Source organism: Promicromonospora sp. MEB111, from assembly GCF_030209445.1.
GTDB lineage: Bacteria > Actinomycetota > Actinomycetes > Actinomycetales > Cellulomonadaceae > Promicromonospora.
Genome location: NZ_JARVSD010000003.1, coordinates 306,932 through 323,223 on the forward strand (window position 1 = coordinate 306,932; position 16,292 = coordinate 323,223).

A 16,292-nucleotide genomic window follows, 5' to 3' on the forward strand; every position below is an offset into this window, starting at 1 on the left:
AGGGCCGATGACCACGTCCAGGCGCCGCAAGGTCCCCACGCGTCGTGAGCTCGCGGTCTGGCGGGGCTACATCGAGACCTACGACATCCTCCGCACCCGCGTCGAGGCGCGCCTGCACCAGGACTCGCAGCTCTCCACCGGTGACTACCGGGTGCTGCTGGCGCTCAGCGAGGCGGAGGACCACACGCTCCGCTCGTCCACGCTGGCCGCGCACATCGAGTGGGAGCGCAGCCGGCTCTCCGGCCACCTGGGGCGGATGGAGAAGCGCGGGCTGGTGCGCCGCGAGCCGTGCGCCGAGGATGCCCGCGGGTCGCAGGTCGTGCTCACCGAGGAGGGTGCACGCGCGTTCCGCGCGAGCACCGTCCCGCATCTTCAGGCGATCAAGGAGACCTTCGTCGACGCGTTCACCGACGAGCAGCTCGACGTCCTGGGCGAGGCCACCGCTGCGCTGCGCGCGCACCTCGGCCTTCCCCCGATCGCCACCGACGGGAAGAGCGCGGCGCCGAGGACGCCGACGTCCGCGCCCGCACCGGCCGTGCCTTCACCGGCCGCGACCTAGCCCGCCGCGACCAGCGCAGCCGCCTGCCGCGCGATCGCCAGCTCCTCGTTGGTCGGCACCACCATCACCAACGGCGCCTCCGCGCCGGACCCGGCCGAGATCACCCGCGCCTCGCCCGACGCCGCCTCGTTGGCGGCCGGGTCGATCGTCAGCCCAAGGAACTTCAGCTCCCGCACCACGCCCGAGCGGATCGTGTGATCGTTCTCGCCGACCCCCGCGGTGAACGTCAGCACGTCGATGCCGCCGAGCACCGCCGCGTACGCGCCCACGTACTTGCGCAGCCGGTGCAGGTAGACGTCGCGGGCGAGGCGAGCGTCGGCGTCACCGGCGGCGACGAGCTTGCGCAGCTCGCGCATGTCGCTGACGCCGGACAGGCCGAGCACGCCGGACTTCTTGTTGAGCAGGGTGTCGACGTCGCTCCCGGACATCCCGCCGCGCATGAGGTGGAACACGACGCCCGGGTCGATGTCGCCCGACCGGGTGCCCATGACGAGGCCCTCCAGCGGCGTCAGGCCCATCGAGGTGTCCAGGGGCCGCCCGTCCAGGATCGCCGACGCCGACGCGCCGTTGCCCAGGTGCAGCACCACCTGCCGCAGCGTCTCCGGGCCGCGCCCCTCGGCGTCGAGCTTCGCGACGACGGCGGGGTGCGCGGCCACCGCCGTCGACACGAACTGGTGCGACGTGCCGTGGAAGCCGTACCGGCGCACGCCGTGCTCGGCGGCGACCTTGCGGTCCAGCGCGTACGTCGAGGCGGCGGCCGGCAGCGAGGCGAAGAACGCGGTGTCGAACACCGCGACGTGCGGCACGTGCAGCAGCTCCCGCGCCACCTCGATGCCGGTCACGTTGGCCGGGTTGTGCAGCGGGGCGAGGGGGATCAGCGCGCGGATCGCCTCGACGGCGTCGTCGTCGAGCAGGGCCGGGGCCGAGAAGACGTCGCCACCGTGCACCACCCGGTGCCCGACGGCGACGATGCCTGCCTCCGCGAGCGACGGCCCCACCTCGTCGAAAATGCCCTTGACGACGCGCAGCGCCTCGCCGTGGTCGGGCACGTCGAGGTCGCGCACGACCTTCTCGCCGCCCGTCTCGTGCTTGACCGTGCCCGAGGACTGGCCGATCCGGTCGACGATGCCGCCGGCGACCGCCTCGCCCGAGTCGGGGTCGACGAGCTGGTACTTCAGCGACGAGGAACCGGAGTTGAGGACGAGGACGGTGCTCATGCGGACTCCTTGGTCTGCGCCTGGATCGCCGTGATCGCCACGGTGTTCACGATGTCCTGCACCAGCGCCCCGCGCGACAGGTCGTTGACCGGCTTGTTCAGGCCCTGCAGCACCGGCCCGACGGCGACGGCGCCCGCCGAGCGCTGCACCGCCTTGTACGTGTTGTTGCCCGTGTTCAGGTCGGGGAAGACGAACACGGTCGCGCGCCCGGCGACGTCGGACCCGGGGAGCTTGGACGCCGCGACCGAGGCGTCCACGGCGGCGTCGTACTGGATGGGGCCCTCGACGTCGAGCTCGGGCGTGCGCTCCCGCACCAGCCCCGTGGCGGTGCGCACCTTGTCGACGTCGGCGCCCGTGCCGGACTCGCCCGTGGAGTAGGAGAGCATCGCGATGCGCGGCTCCACGCCGAACTGGCGGGCGGTGGCCGCGGAGGAGACGGCGATGTCGGCGAGCTCCTCCGACGTCGGGTCGGGGATGACGGCGCAGTCGCCGTACACGAGCACCCGGTCCTCCAGGCACATGAGGAAGACCGAGGACACCGACGACGTGCCGGGCTTGGTCTTGATGATCTCGAACGACGGCCGGATGGTGTGCGCCGTCGAGTGGGCCGCGCCCGACACCATGCCGTCGGCGAGGCCCAGGTGCACCATCATCGTGCCGAAGTAGGACACGTCGGTGACGATCTCTCGCGCCCGCTCGACCGTCATGCCCTTGTGGGCGCGCAGCCGCGCGTACTCGGCGGCGAACTTCTCGACGTGCTCGGGGTCGTGCGGCGACAGGACGCGCGCGGCCTCGATGTCCAGGCCCAGCTCGGCGGCGCGGGCGCGGATCGGCTCCTCGGCGCCCAGGATCGTCAGGTCCGCGATCTGCCGGGCCAGCACGGTCGAGGCGGCGCGCAGGATGCGGTCGTCGCCGCCCTCCGGGAGCACGATGTGCCGCCGGTCGGCGCGGGCCCGCTCGATGAGCTGGTACTCGAACATGAGCGGCGTGACCACCTCCGGCCGCGGCAGGTCCAGGCGTGCGGCCAGCGCGGCGGAGTCGACGTTGCGCTCGAACAGGGCGCGCGCCGTCTCGACCTTGCGCACCGAGTTCTTGTCCACGCGCCCGCGCGTGGTCGCCGCCGCGCGGGCCGTGCGGTAGGTGCCCAGGTCCGTGGTGATGATCGGCAGCTTGGGGCGCATGGCCTCCAGGAGCTGCGCCGGGCGGCCCTGCGGGTAGAACCCGCCGTTCAGGATGATGCCGGCCAGCGACGGGAACGACGGCGTCATGTGCGTCGCGAGCAGCCCGATCAGCAGGTCGGTGCGGTCGCCCGGGGTGATCACGACGGCGCCGTCGATCAGCCGCTCCAAGAGGTGCTCGAAGCTCATGGCCCCGACCTGCACGTCGAGGGCCTCGCGGCCGAGCAGCTCGGGGTCGCCCAGCACGAGCGTGCCGTCCACGGCCTCCAGGAGCTGGCTCACGGTCGGGGCCTGCAGGAACGGCTCCTCGGGGATGGTCCACACGGGCAGGTCGGGCTGGGCCTCGGCCAGCACGGTCCGGATCTCCCGTGCGCTGTGGGTGTCCGAGCGGTTCACCACCAGGCCGATCGCCTGCGCGTGGTGCGCCGCCAGCTCGGCGAGGCTCACGTCGGCCAGCGCCCGCACGCCCTCGGGGGTGCGCTCGCGGCCCGAGACGACGAGCAGCACCGGCGCGCCCAGGTTCGCGGCGATGCGCGCGTTGAACGAGAGCTCGGTGGGCCCGGCGACGTCGGTGTAGTCGGTGCCGAGGATCACCACCGAGTCGCAGCGCGCGGCGAGGTCGTGGAACCGGGACACGATGCGGCTCAGCGCGTCCTCGGGGTCGGTGTGCAGGTCGGCGTAGGTGACGCCGACGGCGTCGTCGTACGAGATGTCGACGCCGTCGTGCTCCAGGAGGAGCTCCAGCACGTGGTCGCGCTCGCCGCTCGAGTCCTCGGCCGCGGTCGCGCGCGAGACGGGCCGGAAGACCCCGACCCGCTGGCCCTTGCGGACCAGCAGGTCGAGCACGCCGAGCGCGACCGTCGACTTTCCGCTCTCGCCCTCCGGGCTCGCGATGACGATGCTGCGGGTTGCGCCGGTCACGTGTCGCTCCGTGTTCACTTCGTGGGATTTGCTGCTACTCGTTGTCTCCACCAGTGCCGAGCGTAGCGTCAACCTGACCGGCGTCGGACTGGTCCTGGGCGTCGGGCCACACCCAGTCGCGCACCTCGGGGAGGTCGTCGCCGTGCTCCCGGGTCCAGGCACGCGCACGGAGCCGCGCGTCCTGCATGCGCTGGCGCAGCCCGGCCTGGGCGCTGCCGAGCTGCGGCACCCGGTCGATGACATCGATCACAAGGTGGTACCGGTCCAGGTCGTTCAGCATGACCATGTCGAACGGCGTCGTCGTCGTGCCCTCCTCCTTGTACCCGCGCACGTGCCAGTTCACGTGGCCCGTGCGCCGGTAGGTGAGGCGGTGGATGAGCCACGGGTAGCCGTGGTACGCGAAGACGACGGGCCGGCCGGCCGTGAACAGGCCGTCGAACTCGGAGTCGGTGAGACCGTGCGGGTGCTCCTTGGCGTCCTGCAGCCGCATGAGGTCCACGACGTTGACCACACGCACCTTGAGGTCCGGCAGCTCGCGGCGCAGGATGTCGGCCGCGGCGAGCACCTCCAGCGTGGGCACGTCGCCCGCGCAGCCCAGGACGACGTCGGGCTGCTCGCCCGCCACCTCCGTGCCCGCCCACTCCCAGATGCCGAGGCCGCGCGTGCAGTGCTCGATCGCGGTGGGCATGTCCAGGAAGTTCGGCGCCGGCTGCTTGCCCGACACCACCACGTTGACGTACTGCCGGCTGCGCAGGCAGTGGTCGTAGGTGGACAGCAGGGTGTTGGCGTCCGGCGGGAGGTACACCCGCACGATCTCGGCCTTCTTGTTCACCACGTGGTCGATGAACCCGGGGTCCTGGTGGCTGAACCCGTTGTGGTCCTGGCGCCAGACGTGGCTGGACAGCAGGTAGTTCAGGGACGCGATGGGCCGCCGCCACGGGATGTGGTTGGTGACCTTGAGCCACTTGGCGTGCTGGTTGAACATCGAGTCGACGATGTGGATGAACGCCTCGTAGCTGGTCAGCAGCCCGTGCCGGCCGGTCAGGAGGTAGCCCTCCAGCCAGCCCTGCACCTGGTGCTCGCTGAGCATCTCCATGACCCGGCCGGCGCGGGCCATGTGCTCGTCCACCTCTGGCCCGATGTACTCGGCGTTCCACTGCTTGTCCGTCACCTCGTACACGGCCTGCAGGCGGTTCGACGCCGTCTCGTCCGGCCCGAAGATGCGGAAGTTGTCGGGATTGAGCCGGATCACGTCGGTGAGCCACTGGCCCAGCACGCGCGGCGCCTCCGACGTCGACCCTCCGGGGACCGGGACGTCCACCGCGTAGTCGCGGAAGTCCGGCAGGCGCAGGTCCTTGAGCAGCAGCCCGCCGTTCGCGTGCGGGTTGGCGCTCATCCGCAGCGCGCCCTCCGGCGCGAGCGCGGTGATCTCGGGCAGCACGCGGCCGTCGGCGTCGAACAGCTCCTCCGGCCGGTAGGACCGCAGCCAGTTCTCCAGGACCTTCAGGTGCTCCTGGGTGTCCCGCGCGTTCGCGAGCGGCACCTGGTGCGCGCGCCACGACCCCGTGGTCTTCTTGCCGTCGATCTCCGCCGGGCCGCTCCACCCCTTGGGCGTGCGGAACACGATCATGGGCCACATCGGGCGGCTGAGGTCGCCCTGCGCCGCCCGGGCCTTGATCGCCGCGATCTCGTCGAGCACCTCGTCGAGCAGCGCCGCGAACCGGCGGTGCGTGTCGAGCGGCGCCTCGTTCTCGTCGTACCCGCCGTCGAAGAAGTACGGCTTGTGGCCGTAGCCGACCATGAGGTCGTTCAGCTCCCGGTGCGAGATGCGCGCCAGGACGGTCGGGTTGGCGATCTTGTAGCCGTTGAGGTGCAGGATCGGCAGGACGACGCCGTCCTGGGCCGGGTTGACGAACTTGTTCGAGTGCCAGGAGGTGGCCAGCGGGCCGGTCTCGGCCTCGCCGTCGCCCACCACGGCCGCGACGAGCAGATCGGGGTTGTCGAAGACCGCGCCGTAGGCGTGGCTCAGGGCGTAGCCGAGCTCACCGCCCTCGTGGATCGACCCCGGCGTCTCGGGCGCGACGTGGCTCGGGATGCCGCCCGGGAAGGAGAACTGCCGGAACAGGCGCCGGACCCCCTCCGCGTCCTCCGTGATGTCGCTGTAGACCTCGGAGTACGTGCCGTCCAGGTACGCGGAGGCGACCAGCCCCGGGCCGCCGTGGCCGGGGCCCGTGACGTAGACCGTCTGCTGCTCACGCTCCTTGATGGCGCGGTTCAGGTGCGCGTACAGGAAGTTCAGCCCCGGTGTGGTGCCCCAGTGGCCCAGCAGGCGCGGCTTCACGTGGTCCGCGGTCAGGGGCTCACGCAGGAGCGGGTTGTCCAGGAGGTAGATCTGGCCCACCGAGAGGAAGTTGGCGGCCCGCCACCAGGCGTCGATGCGCTCCAGGTCGGCGGGGGCCAGCTCGGCGACACCGGAGGTGCGCCATCCGGTGGCGGGGGAGTCGGGGACTGTGGTCGTCGTCATCGCTCACGCTCCTGCTGGGGTTACGTGTGGATCCGTGCCGGTCTGCTGCTCGTTCATTCGAACGCACAACCGCCATACACGCGAGACGACCGCCCGGCCCGGTGATCTGTGACGCGTCCGACAGAACGTCCCGGTGACCTGTGCCGCTGACCCGCCGACGGCGGCTACCGTTGAGGCTATGCCCGTCAGTGCCCCCAGCACATCCCCCTCGAAGGTGATCGACGTCGAACCCGTCACCGAGCGCCGTACCTTTCTCCAGGTGGCCCGGCAGCCCCGGATGATCGGGCTGCTGCTCGTGTTCGTGCTGGCGGCGTTCGTGTGCGGCCGGCTGGGCGCCTGGCAGCTCGACCGCGCCTACGAGCGGGCGGAGCTGGCCGCGCAGCAGGAGGCGGCCGAGGCCGCCGCCGCGGGCCCGGCCTGGCTGGGCGACCTGCTCACGCCGCAGGAGACCTTTCCCGGCGAGCTCGTCGGGCGCGAGGTCCGGGTGGCCGGCGAGTACGAGCCGTCCGGCACGCTGCTCGTCCCGGGCCGGGTGCTGGAGGGCCGGGTCGGCTACCTCGTCCTGACCCCCTTCCGCGTGTCCGACGACGGCACCGACGGCGCGTCCTGGGCCGACCTGTCCGGCGCGCCGGTGCTCGCGCTCGTCCAGGGCTGGGTGGCCGCGCCCGCCGACGCCGCGGCGCTGGCGCTGCCGGAGGGGGAGGTCACGGTGACGGGCTGGCTGCAGGCGGGCGAGTCGACGTCGGGCAGCGCCGCCGTCCAGGACGGGCAGACCGAGCAGATAGCCCTGAGCGCCCTGGTCAACGAGTGGGGCGGGCCCATCTACACCGGGTACGCCGTCCTGACGTCGGGTCCGGGGTCGCCCGAGGAGGGCGGGGTCGCCGCCCTGCCGCGCCCCACGATCGACGGCGGCTCGGGCGCCAACCTGCAGAACATCTTCTACGCGCTGCAGTGGTGGCTGTTCGGCGGGTTCGCCGTGCTGCTGTGGGTGCGCCTCGTGCGCGACGAGATGGCCGGCGGACGCCGCGGCGGCGCGCCGACCGACGCCGACACGGGCATCGCGGGGCTGCCGGCGGCGTGAGCCGCACCCTCACCTTCGAGGCCCGGGTTTCTTCGCTTTCAGACCCCTGAAAGCGAAGAAACCCGGGCCTCAAAGGTGAGGAGCGTCAGCCGTTCAGGGCCGCCAGCATCCGCTGCGCCGCCTTCTCGACGAGCGGGCGCGGCATGCCCGCGTTGAACCGCACGAAGCCGCGGCCGGCGTCGCCGCACTCGGCGCCGTCGACCAGCACGACGCCCGCGTGCTCCTGGAACCAGGCGGCGGCGCTCGCGGGCGCGCCGGGCAGGTCGAGGCCCCGGCAGTCCAGCCAGGCCAGGTACGTGCCCTCGGGCGCGCGGTAGCCGATGCCGCTCCCGTCGAGCAGCTCGCCCAGCCGCGTGACGTTGCCGCGCAGGTAGCCGAGCACGTCGTCCAGCCAGTCGCGGCCCTCGGTGTAGGCGACCTGGTTGGCCAGGATGCCGAGGGTGGACGCGCCCTCCTCGACGCGCTCGCCGACCTGGTCCCAGAGCCGCACGTCGGCGTCGTTGGACAGGACGAGCTGCGCGCACTTGAGGCCCGGCAGGTTCCACGCCTTCGACGCGGACGTGGCGGTCACGGTGTGGCCCGCCGTCGTCTCGTTCAGCGACGCGTACGGGACGTGCCGGCGGCCGGGGTGGACCAGCGGGGCGTGGATCTCGTCGGCGAAGACGCGGCCGCCGTGCCGGTCGACGACCTCGGCCACGGCCAGCATCTCGGCGGGTTCGAGCACCCGGCCGATCGGGTTGTGCGGGTTGCACAGGATCATGAGGTGCCCGCCCGCGGCGAACGCGGCGTCCAGCGCGTCGAGGTCGTAGGAGTACCGGCCGTCGGCGTCCCGCGCCATCGGCACCTGGATCACCTTGCGGCCCAGCTCGCCGGGCAGGGTGTGGAACGGCATGTACGACGGCGTGGGCACGATCACCGGCGACCCGGGCCGGCTGAAGTGCGTCACGGTCTGCTCCAGCGCGGTGAGCACGTCGGAGACCGGCCGCACCCGCGCCGGGTCCACGGTCCAGGAGTAGCGGTCGGCGGCGAAGCCCGCGTACGCCTCGGACATGCCCGTCACGAGAGCCGGCGGGAGGTAGCCGAGCAGGCTGCGGTCCACGGCGTCGTGCAGCGCGGCGGCGATCGGCGGGGCGGTCGGGAAGTCCATCTCCGCGACCCAGGCCCCGATCGTGCCGGGAAAGGCCGTCCACTTGAGGCTGCCGTTCGCGCGGAGGCGGTCGGCGGTGAGGGCGTCGAAGGGGTGGGCGTTCACGTTCGCATTGAACCAGGTGCGGCGCGGGCGCCGTCCGGGTGCCCGGAGGCCGAACGGGGGCGGCGCAGCGACCAGTGCTTAGCGACCAGTGCTCGGGGCCCTGCGGTCAGTGCGTGAGCGTCAGCTCGGCCTCGACGAACCCGTCGTCCTCCACCGTGACGAAGCCCAGGTCGGGGGCCTCGACGCCGTAGTCCGCGAACGTGACGGGCACGGTCGCGGCGAGCTCGGCGACGACGTCGCCGCCGTCGTCCGCCAGCCGGATCTCCAGGTCCGCGGTGACCTCCTGGGCGACGCCCTTGATGGTCATCGTGCCGGGCGCGTCCACGGAGACGGTCTCGCCGTCGGCCACCGCCGTGATGTCCACGGGGTCCGTGAGCTCGAAGGTCGCCGTGGGGTAGGTGCGGGTGTCGAGGATGCCCTGGAACTGGCTGTCCCGGGCGGACTCGTCGGTGGTGATGCTCGCGAGGTCGACCTCGACGGCCGCGGCGGTGAGCTCGCCGTCGGTCACGGTGCCGGAGCCCGTCACCCGCTCGGTGCGGCCGACGACGGTGACGTCCTGGCCGGACAGCACCTCGTCCACGCGGTAGCCGGCCTCGGAGCCGTCGGCCACGGTCCAGTCGCCGTCGAGGTCGGCGGGGTCCGCCGTCGCAGCGGGCGCGGACGAGCCGACGGCGGGCGCGGGCACGTCGTCGCCCGTCTGCATCGCCGCGTAGATGCGCGTGGCGAGGAACCCGAGGCCCAGCACGACGACGAGCACTCCGAGCACGATGACGATCTTCCGGCCCATGGCTCTACGCTCCCACGCGGTCAGGAGAGGTAGCGCGCCTCGAGCGTGGCGAGCTTCGCCTCGGCCTCGGCGTGGACCTTCTTCTCCAGCACGAACGACATCACCGGGACCACGCCCGCGATCACCATGGTGACCAGGCGGCCGAAGCCCCAGCGCATCTTGGACCACAGGTCGGCGACCGTGACCAGGTACACCACGTAGATCCAGCCGTGCGCGAACGGCACCCACGCGATGAACGGCATGACGCCGTCCACGTCGGTCAGCGCGCCGAGGCCGTACTTGATGCCCAGCTCGACGCAGAGGATCAGCAGCATGACACCGGTGACCAGAGCCATGAAGCGGTAGCGGGACATCGCGCCGCGGGCCTTGCGGATCGCGGTGGCCGCCGCCTCGGCGGAGATCTCGGGAGTGGTCTGAGGGGTGCTCACAACCAACGAGGATATGCCGTCCGCGGGGGTGCCATCCGCACCCTGTGGATAAAGCGTGGATCAATGTCAGTGGTGCTCCGTACGGTGGTTGTCGTGCGCCCCCTCCCCTTTGCCGATCCCGGCACCCCGCCGCTGCGCGGTCCGCTCACCCTGCTCCTGTGGCTCGCCAGGAAGCAGCTCCGTGTGCTGCTCGTGGCGATCTTCTTCGGCGTGCTCTCGTTCACCTGCAGCGCCTTCCAGCCGTTCCTGCTGGGCCGCATCATCGACAGTGCCTCCGCGTCCGGGCTCGACCGCACCACGTGGACGTGGGCGGCCGTCATGATGGGCGTCGGCATCGTCTGGATCGCCTCGAACGCGATCGGCCACCGGTGGGACATCACCGCGTGGATGCACGCCGCGTTCCGTACGTCACAGCTCGTGACGCGCACCGTGGCCCGGTCGGGGCACAACATCACCAAGGAGCTGCCCACCGGCGAGGTGGTGTCCTCGGTCGCGAACGACACCATGCGCATCGGCGAGGTCTTCGGCATCGCGGCGCAGACCATCGGCAGCGTCGCCACCTACGGCATCGTGGTGGTGCTGATGCTGAACCAGTCGGTCACGCTGGGGCTCGTCATCGCGCTCGGCCTGCCGGTCGTGGCGGCGATCCTCGCCCTGCTGGTCAAGCCGCTCCAGAGGCACCAGAAGAACCAGCGCGACGCGCAGGGCCGGCTCACCACGCTCGGCGCGGACACCGTCTCCGGCCTGCGCATCCTGCGCGGCATCGGCGGCGAGAAGGTCTTCACCGGCCGCTACCAGGACCAGTCGCAGAAGGTCAGGCAGGCGGGCGTCGCGGTGGCCGGCACGCAGTCGATCCTCGACGCCCTGCAGGTCCTCCTGCCCGGGCTGTTCATCGCGCTGGTGGTCTACCTCGGTGCGGCGGAGGCCATCGCGGGTCGCATCTCCACGGGCCAGCTCGTCGCGTTCTACGGGTACGCGTCGTTCCTGTCCTGGCCGGTGCACCTGCTGGTGCAGTCGGTCAACGTGGTCACCAAGGCCCAAGTCGCGGCGGGCAAGGTGGTCAAGGTGCTGCAGGTCGTGCCCGCCACCGGCGCTGCGGGGTCCACCGCGGAGATGCCGCCGGCCGGCGTGCCGCTGGTCGACGAGACCACGGGCGTCACGCTCCGGCCCGGCCGGGTCGTCGCGCTGGTCAGCGCGGACCCGGACGAGTCGGCGCAGGTCGCGGTCCGGATGGGCCGGTTCGACGACGACGCGGAGACCGCCACCCCGGTCACGCTCGGCGGCGTCCGACTGGCCGACCTCGACAAGCAGGAGCTGCGCGAACGGATCGTCGTCGCGGACGCGACGCCGGCGCTGTTCTCCGGCCGGCTGGCCGGCGAGCTCGACGTGCGGGACTCCGCGAACGCCGAGGCACTGCTGCGGGCCATGCACATCGCGGACGCGCACGACGTGCTGGAGTCGCTGCCCGACGGCATCGAGGGCGAGATCCCCGAGAAGGGGCGCTCGCTGTCCGGCGGTCAGCGGCAGCGGGTGGCGCTCGCGCGGGCGCTGCTCACCGACCCGGAGATCCTGGTGCTGATCGAACCCACCTCCGCGGTCGACGCCCACACCGAGGCGCGCATCGCGCAGCGGCTCACCCAGTCGCGGCGGGGCCGGACCACGCTGATCGTCACCGCGAGCCCGCTGGTGCTCGACCACGTGGACGACGTGATCTTCCTGGACGGCGGGAGCGTGGTCACCCACGGCTCCCACCGCGAGCTGCTCGACCTGCCCACCCATGTCAAGGGCGGGCGCGAGGCGGCCCGCTACCGGAAGGTGGTGGGCCGCTCGATGGACGACGACGACCTGGATGCCGAGCTCGACGAGCTGCTGGGCGGTACGAACGCAGGCACCACCAACGCAGGGGAAGGAGGCAAGGCATGAGCACGGGAAAGATCCTGCCGATCGCCGACGCCGCCGAGACCTGGCGGTACACGCGCACGCTGCTCGGCCGGCACCGCAGGCCGCTGATCATCATCACCGTGGCCAACACCGTCGCCGCGATCGCGGGCCTGGCCGGGCCGTTCGTGCTGGGCAGGCTGGTCGACGCCGTCACCGACGGCACCACCCTCGAGGTGGCACGCAACCTGGTGCTCGCCGCCGTCGCGGCCGTGGTGCTGCAGTCGCTGATCACCCGGTTCGCGCAGCGTCGCGCCATGGTCTTCGGCGAGACGGTGTTCGCCGACATGCGCGAGGAGTTCGTCGAGACCGTCACGGCCCTGCCGCTGTCCACGGTCGAGACCGCGGGGACCGGCGACCTCATCGCGCGCACCACCCGCGACGTCAGCCGCATCCAGAACGCCGTGCGCTTCGGCGTGCCGCGGCTGGTCATCGCCGTGGTGACGCTCGTACTGACGTCGGCGGTCAGCCTCGTGGTCTCGCCCCTGGTCGCGATCGCGATGTTCGTCGGCGTGCCGGTGCTCGTCGCGGTCGCCCGCTGGTACCTCAAGCGGGCCGCACCGGCCTACCAGCGCGAGTCCGCGGCGTACGCGCTGCTCGACGGCACCGTCACCGAGTCCGTCGAGGGCGCGCGCACCATCGACGCGCTCAAGATCGGGCGCCGGCGCACCGCGCACGGCGACGACGACCTGCGCGAGGCCTTCCAGGCCGAGCGCGGCACGCTCAACCTGCGGACCGTGCTGTTCCCGGGCGTGGACTTCGCGTTCATGGTCGCGCCGCTCGCGGTGCTCGTGTGGGGCGTCTTCCTGGCCTCCGAGAACGTGGTGACCATCGGCGTGGTGGCCACGATCGTCATGTACACCTACCAGCTCCAGGGGCCGGTCTGGGAGCTCATCTTCTGGCTGGACGAGATCCAGGTGGCCGCGACGTCCCTGTCCCGCATCATCGGTGTCCGGCTCGTGCCGGCGGACCGCACGGCGGGCGACGCCGAGCCCGACGACGAGGAGGTGCGCGGCACCGACGTGCGCTACGCCTACCGCGCGGGTACGGACGTGCTGCACGGCATCGACCTCGACCTGAAGGTGGGGGAGCGGTTGGCGATCGTGGGTCCGTCCGGCTCGGGCAAGTCGACGCTCGGCCGCATGCTCGCCGGCATCCACCCGCCCACGGGCGGCAGGGTCGAGGTCGGCGGCGTGCCGCTGGTCGACCTGCCGCTGGAGGACCTGCGCAAGCACGTCGCGCTCGTGACCCAGGAGCACCACGTGTTCGTGGGATCGCTCGCGGACAACCTGCGGCTGGCCAAGATCGAGGCCGACGACGCCGAGCTGATGGACGCGCTGCGCGCCGTCGACGCGCACGGCTGGGTGGAGGCGCTGGAGGACGGCCTCGCTACGGAGGTCGGCTCCGGCGGGTACAAGCTCACCCCGGCGCAGGCGCAGCAGATCGCGCTCGCGCGGCTCGTGCTGCTCGACCCGCACACGCTGGTGCTCGACGAGGCGACCTCCCTGCTGGACCCGCGTGCCGCCCGGCACCTGGAGCGCTCGCTCAACGCGGTGCTCGACGGGCGCACGGTCGTGGCGATCGCCCACCGCCTGCACACGGCGCACGACGCCGACCGCGTGGCGGTGCTCGACGGCGGCCGCATCACGGAGATCGGCCCGCACGACGAGCTGGTCGCCGCGGGCGGCGACTACGCCAAGCTCTGGCACAGCTGGCAGCACGAATAACCCGTTCCGTTGAGTGCTGGATATTCGCCCTTTCCTGGCCGAGAAAAGGGCGAATATCCAGCACTCAACGAGGGCGCCAGCCGAGGGCGGCCGAGATGCGGCCCGCCGCGTCGCGGACGATCGGGGTCAGCGTCTCCAGGCGTTCCGGGGGCATGTAGGGGCGGGTCGCCGTGACGCTGATCGCGGCGACGATCGCGCCCGACGTGTCACGCACCGGGGCCGCGACGCAGAGGATGCCCGGCTCGTTCTCCTCCAGGTCGAAGGTGACGCCCCGGCCCGCCGAAGCCTCCATGACCTGCACGAACGCCTCGACGGTGAGCACGTCCCGCGTCAGTCCGCCTGCTGCGCCGACGGGCCGCTCGGCAAGGAACTGCTCGCTCCAGCGTCCCGGCTCGTCCAGGAGCAGCGCCTTGCCGATCCCGGTCCGGGTCAGCGGCATGCGGTGCCCGATCTGCGAGCGCATCACCGCCCCGCGCGTGCCGGGGATCTTGTCGAGGTAGAGCACCTGCCCGCGGTCCTCGATGGCGAGGTGGACGGTGTCGTGGACGCGCTCGGCGAGCGCGCGCAGCACCGGCGCGCCTACCCCGGTCACCGGGTTCTCCTGGAGGGCCTGGTAGCCGAGCTCGATGAGGGCGGGGCCGAGCGCGTAGGCGCCGTCGTCGTGCTGGCGCAGGTAGCCGGTGGCGAGGAGGAGCTGGAGCAGGCGGTGGGTGGTGCTGCGCCCCACCCCGGTCTCCGCCGAGATGTCCCGCAGGCGCGTGCGGCCGCGGGCGACGGCGTTCACGACGGCGATGCCCCGCGCGAGGGTCTGCGTTCCCGGCGGGGCGTCGGCGGACTCGTCCCGGACGCGCGGCACGGGGGAGTCGGACGGAGCGGTCATCGCGCCACGCTATCCCGAGCAGCCAGGGAATCCCGATAATAGGGATGAGGTTCGGATTATCGGGACCCGGGTCTACCGTCCAGGACATGGCTGACGACGCACCGAGGCGCGACGCCGCGCTGGTGGCCCTCGACTGGGGCACGACGACGTTCCGGGCCTGGCTCCTGGACGCCACGGGTGCGGTCGTGGACGGCGTCCGGACGGCGGACGGCGCGCTCTCGCTGTCGGAGCGGACCGACTCGGCCCGGGCGCGGGCCGCCGCCTTCGAGGCGACGTTCTCCCGGCTGTGCCGGCCCTGGCTCGACGAGCACCCCGGCATCCCCGTGCTGTGCTCCGGGATGGCGGGGTCGAACCTCGGCTGGGCCGACGCCGGGTACCTGGACGTGCCGGCGGAGCTCGGCGGCCTCGCCTACCGGCTGACGGTGGTGCCGGCGGGCGACTCCGTGGTCCACCTCGTCCCGGGGCTGCGGGCCGCGGGGCCCCTCCCGGACGTCATGCGGGGCGAGGAGGTGCAGCTTGTCGGCGCGCTGGCCACGACCATTCCCGAGCGCGCGCCCGCCCCGGAGCGCGCGCCCGCTCCCGAGCACCCGGCCGCTCCCGAGCACCCGGCCGCCCCCGACCGCCGGCAGACCGTCGTGCTGCCCGGCACGCACTCCAAGTGGGTGCGCCTCGACGGCGGCTGCGTCGCGGGCTTCACCACCGCCATGACCGGAGAGCTCTACGGCCTCCTGCTGCGGGACAGCATCCTCGGTCGGCTCGCGGAGGGGGAGCCCGGCACGGAGGCCTCGGACGCCTTCACCTGGGGTCTCGAGGCGGAGGCCGAGCACGGCGACGAGCGCGGCCTTCCGGCGCTGCTGTTCACGGCGCGCACTCTCGTGCTGGCGGGTCGCCTCGCCGGCCCGGAGGTGGCCGACTACCTGTCCGGGCTGCTGATCGGCGCCGAGGTGCGGCACGCGCTGCGCGCCGAGCCGGCCGACGCCGTCGTCCTGTGCGGGTCGCCGTCCACCACGCACCGCTACCGCCTCGCCCTGGAGCGGTCCGGCGTCACTGTGCGCTCCGTCGGCGAGGACGTCACCGCCCGCGGCCTGTGGCGCGTCGCCCTCGACGCGGGCCTGGCCTCGCTCGACCCCGCCTCGCTCGACCCCACCTCGCTCGACCCCGCCGAGGAGCAGCACGCATGAACGCCCGGTCCACCGGCCTGATCGCCATCCTGCGCGGCGTGACGCCCGACGACGCCGTCGCCGTCGCGGAGGCGGTCCTCGCGGCGGGCTTCGACGCCGTCGAGGTACCGCTGAACTCCCCGGACCCGCTGGAGTCCGTCCGCCGGATCCGCGCGGCGGGCCCTGCCGACCGGCGCGTCGGGGCGGGCACCGTGCTCAGCCCGGACGACGTGCGCCGGGCGGCCGACGCCGGGGCCTCGCTCATCGTCTCGCCGAACACCCGGCCCGACGTGATCGCCGAGACCGTGCGGCTCGGGCTGGAGAGCTACCCCGGGGCGGCGACGCCGACGGAGGCCTTCGCCGCGCTCGACGCGGGCGCCCGGGCGATCAAGCTCTTCCCCGGCTCGGCGGTCGGCACGGACGGCATGCGGGCCTGGGCCAGCGTGCTGCCGAGCGGCACGGCGCTGGTCCCGGTCGGCGGCGTCGACGCCGGCAACCTTGCCGACTGGGCGCGGGCCGGGGCGTCCGGCGCCGGCGTCGGTACCTCGCTGTACCGCCCGGGCGACACCCCGGAGACGGTCGCGGCGCGGGCCGCCGAGCTCGTCCGGATCTGGCACCAGAACTGCAACGACTGAGAGGC

At 72.7% G+C, this 16,292-nt stretch carries 13 protein-coding genes; 6 read left to right on the forward strand and 7 right to left on the reverse strand.

Annotated features, from left to right (window positions below; translation table 11 throughout):
• Positions 1-7 precede the first annotated feature (7 nt).
• The gene (locus QRN56_RS03270; protein ID WP_285101100.1) at positions 8-559 is read left to right on the forward strand and encodes a MarR family winged helix-turn-helix transcriptional regulator; all 552 of its coding nucleotides are present in this window, start codon (positions 8-10) and stop codon (positions 557-559) included.
• Here the strand turns inward: QRN56_RS03270 and QRN56_RS03275 are convergent.
• Genes QRN56_RS03275 through QRN56_RS03285 form a run of 3 tightly spaced genes read right to left on the reverse strand, consistent with a single transcriptional unit; the run spans position 556 to position 6,399 of the window.
• On the reverse strand, positions 556-1,776 hold the full coding sequence (locus QRN56_RS03275) for an acetate/propionate family kinase (RefSeq protein ID WP_285101102.1): 1,221 nt from the start codon (positions 1,774-1,776) through the stop codon (positions 556-558). The two genes, QRN56_RS03270 and QRN56_RS03275, sit on opposite strands and share 4 nt — an antisense overlap.
• Entirely contained in the window at positions 1,773-3,875 is a 2,103-nt protein-coding gene (pta, locus tag QRN56_RS03280) for a phosphate acetyltransferase (RefSeq protein WP_285101104.1), read from the reverse strand. The genes QRN56_RS03275 and pta overlap by 4 nt, the downstream gene beginning before the upstream one ends.
• 34 nt (positions 3,876-3,909) lie before the next feature.
• On the reverse strand, positions 3,910-6,399 hold the full coding sequence (locus QRN56_RS03285; RefSeq protein WP_285101106.1) for a phosphoketolase family protein: 2,490 nt from the start codon (positions 6,397-6,399) through the stop codon (positions 3,910-3,912).
• Positions 6,400-6,577: 178 nt separating this feature from the next.
• On the opposite strand from QRN56_RS03285, the gene QRN56_RS03290 reads away from it, so the two are divergent.
• Complete coding sequence (locus QRN56_RS03290; protein ID WP_285101108.1) at positions 6,578-7,480, forward strand: SURF1 family protein; 903 nt, start codon at positions 6,578-6,580, stop codon at positions 7,478-7,480.
• A gap of 85 nt (positions 7,481-7,565) precedes the next feature.
• Here the strand turns inward: QRN56_RS03290 and QRN56_RS03295 are convergent, their stop codons facing one another.
• The 3 genes from QRN56_RS03295 to QRN56_RS03305 form a co-directional block, all read right to left on the reverse strand.
• The gene (locus QRN56_RS03295) at positions 7,566-8,732 is read right to left on the reverse strand and encodes a MalY/PatB family protein (RefSeq protein ID WP_285101110.1); all 1,167 of its coding nucleotides are present in this window, start codon (positions 8,730-8,732) and stop codon (positions 7,566-7,568) included.
• A gap of 106 nt (positions 8,733-8,838) precedes the next feature.
• Positions 8,839-9,519 carry a YceI family protein gene (locus QRN56_RS03300; protein ID WP_285101111.1) on the reverse strand — a complete coding sequence of 227 codons (681 nt, stop codon included), beginning with the start codon at positions 9,517-9,519 and terminating at the stop codon, positions 8,839-8,841.
• A gap of 20 nt (positions 9,520-9,539) precedes the next feature.
• Positions 9,540-9,947 (reverse strand): DUF3817 domain-containing protein, encoded by a 408-nt coding sequence (locus tag QRN56_RS03305; RefSeq protein ID WP_285101113.1) that lies wholly within the window; start codon positions 9,945-9,947, stop codon positions 9,540-9,542.
• A 63-nt stretch (positions 9,948-10,010) separates the two neighbouring features.
• Here QRN56_RS03305 and QRN56_RS03310 point away from each other — a divergent pair, with 63 nt between their 5' ends.
• On the forward strand, positions 10,011-11,870 hold the full coding sequence (locus tag QRN56_RS03310; RefSeq protein ID WP_285101115.1) for an ABC transporter ATP-binding protein: 1,860 nt from the start codon (positions 10,011-10,013) through the stop codon (positions 11,868-11,870).
• Positions 11,867-13,612 carry an ABC transporter ATP-binding protein gene (locus tag QRN56_RS03315; protein ID WP_285101117.1) on the forward strand — a complete coding sequence of 582 codons (1,746 nt, stop codon included), beginning with the start codon at positions 11,867-11,869 and terminating at the stop codon, positions 13,610-13,612. Before QRN56_RS03310 ends, QRN56_RS03315 begins: the two co-directional genes overlap by 4 nt.
• Before the next feature lie 64 nt (positions 13,613-13,676).
• Here the strand turns inward: QRN56_RS03315 and QRN56_RS03320 are convergent, their stop codons facing one another.
• Positions 13,677-14,492 carry an IclR family transcriptional regulator gene (locus tag QRN56_RS03320; protein WP_285101119.1) on the reverse strand — a complete coding sequence of 272 codons (816 nt, stop codon included), beginning with the start codon at positions 14,490-14,492 and terminating at the stop codon, positions 13,677-13,679.
• 86 nt (positions 14,493-14,578) lie between these two features.
• Here QRN56_RS03320 and QRN56_RS03325 point away from each other — a divergent pair, with 86 nt between their 5' ends.
• Together QRN56_RS03325 and QRN56_RS03330 are read left to right on the forward strand one after the other, a co-directional pair.
• Positions 14,579-15,673, forward strand: coding sequence for a 2-dehydro-3-deoxygalactonokinase (locus tag QRN56_RS03325; protein ID WP_285101120.1), 1,095 nt, complete (start codon positions 14,579-14,581; stop codon positions 15,671-15,673).
• Positions 15,670-16,287, forward strand: a complete 618-nt coding sequence (locus tag QRN56_RS03330) for a 2-dehydro-3-deoxy-6-phosphogalactonate aldolase (RefSeq protein ID WP_285101122.1) — start codon at positions 15,670-15,672, stop codon at positions 16,285-16,287. Before QRN56_RS03325 ends, QRN56_RS03330 begins: the two co-directional genes overlap by 4 nt.
• The last annotated feature ends 5 nt before the right edge of the window (positions 16,288-16,292 follow it).

What these genes read in the sequence shown, in the direction of transcription:
- QRN56_RS03270 (WP_285101100.1), top strand. Translation starts at nt 8, where the DNA reads ATGACCACGTCCAGGCGCCGCAAGGTCCCCACGCGTCGTGAGCTCGCG.
- QRN56_RS03275 (WP_285101102.1), bottom strand. Translation starts at nt 1,776, where the DNA reads ATGAGCACCGTCCTCGTCCTCAACTCCGGTTCCTCGTCGCTGAAGTAC.
- QRN56_RS03285 (WP_285101106.1), bottom strand. Translation starts at nt 6,399, where the DNA reads ATGACGACGACCACAGTCCCCGACTCCCCCGCCACCGGATGGCGCACC.
- QRN56_RS03290 (WP_285101108.1), top strand. Translation starts at nt 6,578, where the DNA reads ATGCCCGTCAGTGCCCCCAGCACATCCCCCTCGAAGGTGATCGACGTC.
- QRN56_RS03300 (WP_285101111.1), bottom strand. Translation starts at nt 9,519, where the DNA reads ATGGGCCGGAAGATCGTCATCGTGCTCGGAGTGCTCGTCGTCGTGCTG.
- QRN56_RS03310 (WP_285101115.1), top strand. Translation starts at nt 10,011, where the DNA reads ATGTCAGTGGTGCTCCGTACGGTGGTTGTCGTGCGCCCCCTCCCCTTT.
- QRN56_RS03315 (WP_285101117.1), top strand. Translation starts at nt 11,867, where the DNA reads ATGAGCACGGGAAAGATCCTGCCGATCGCCGACGCCGCCGAGACCTGG.
- QRN56_RS03320 (WP_285101119.1), bottom strand. Translation starts at nt 14,492, where the DNA reads ATGACCGCTCCGTCCGACTCCCCCGTGCCGCGCGTCCGGGACGAGTCC.
- QRN56_RS03325 (WP_285101120.1), top strand. Translation starts at nt 14,579, where the DNA reads ATGGCTGACGACGCACCGAGGCGCGACGCCGCGCTGGTGGCCCTCGAC.
- QRN56_RS03330 (WP_285101122.1), top strand. Translation starts at nt 15,670, where the DNA reads ATGAACGCCCGGTCCACCGGCCTGATCGCCATCCTGCGCGGCGTGACG.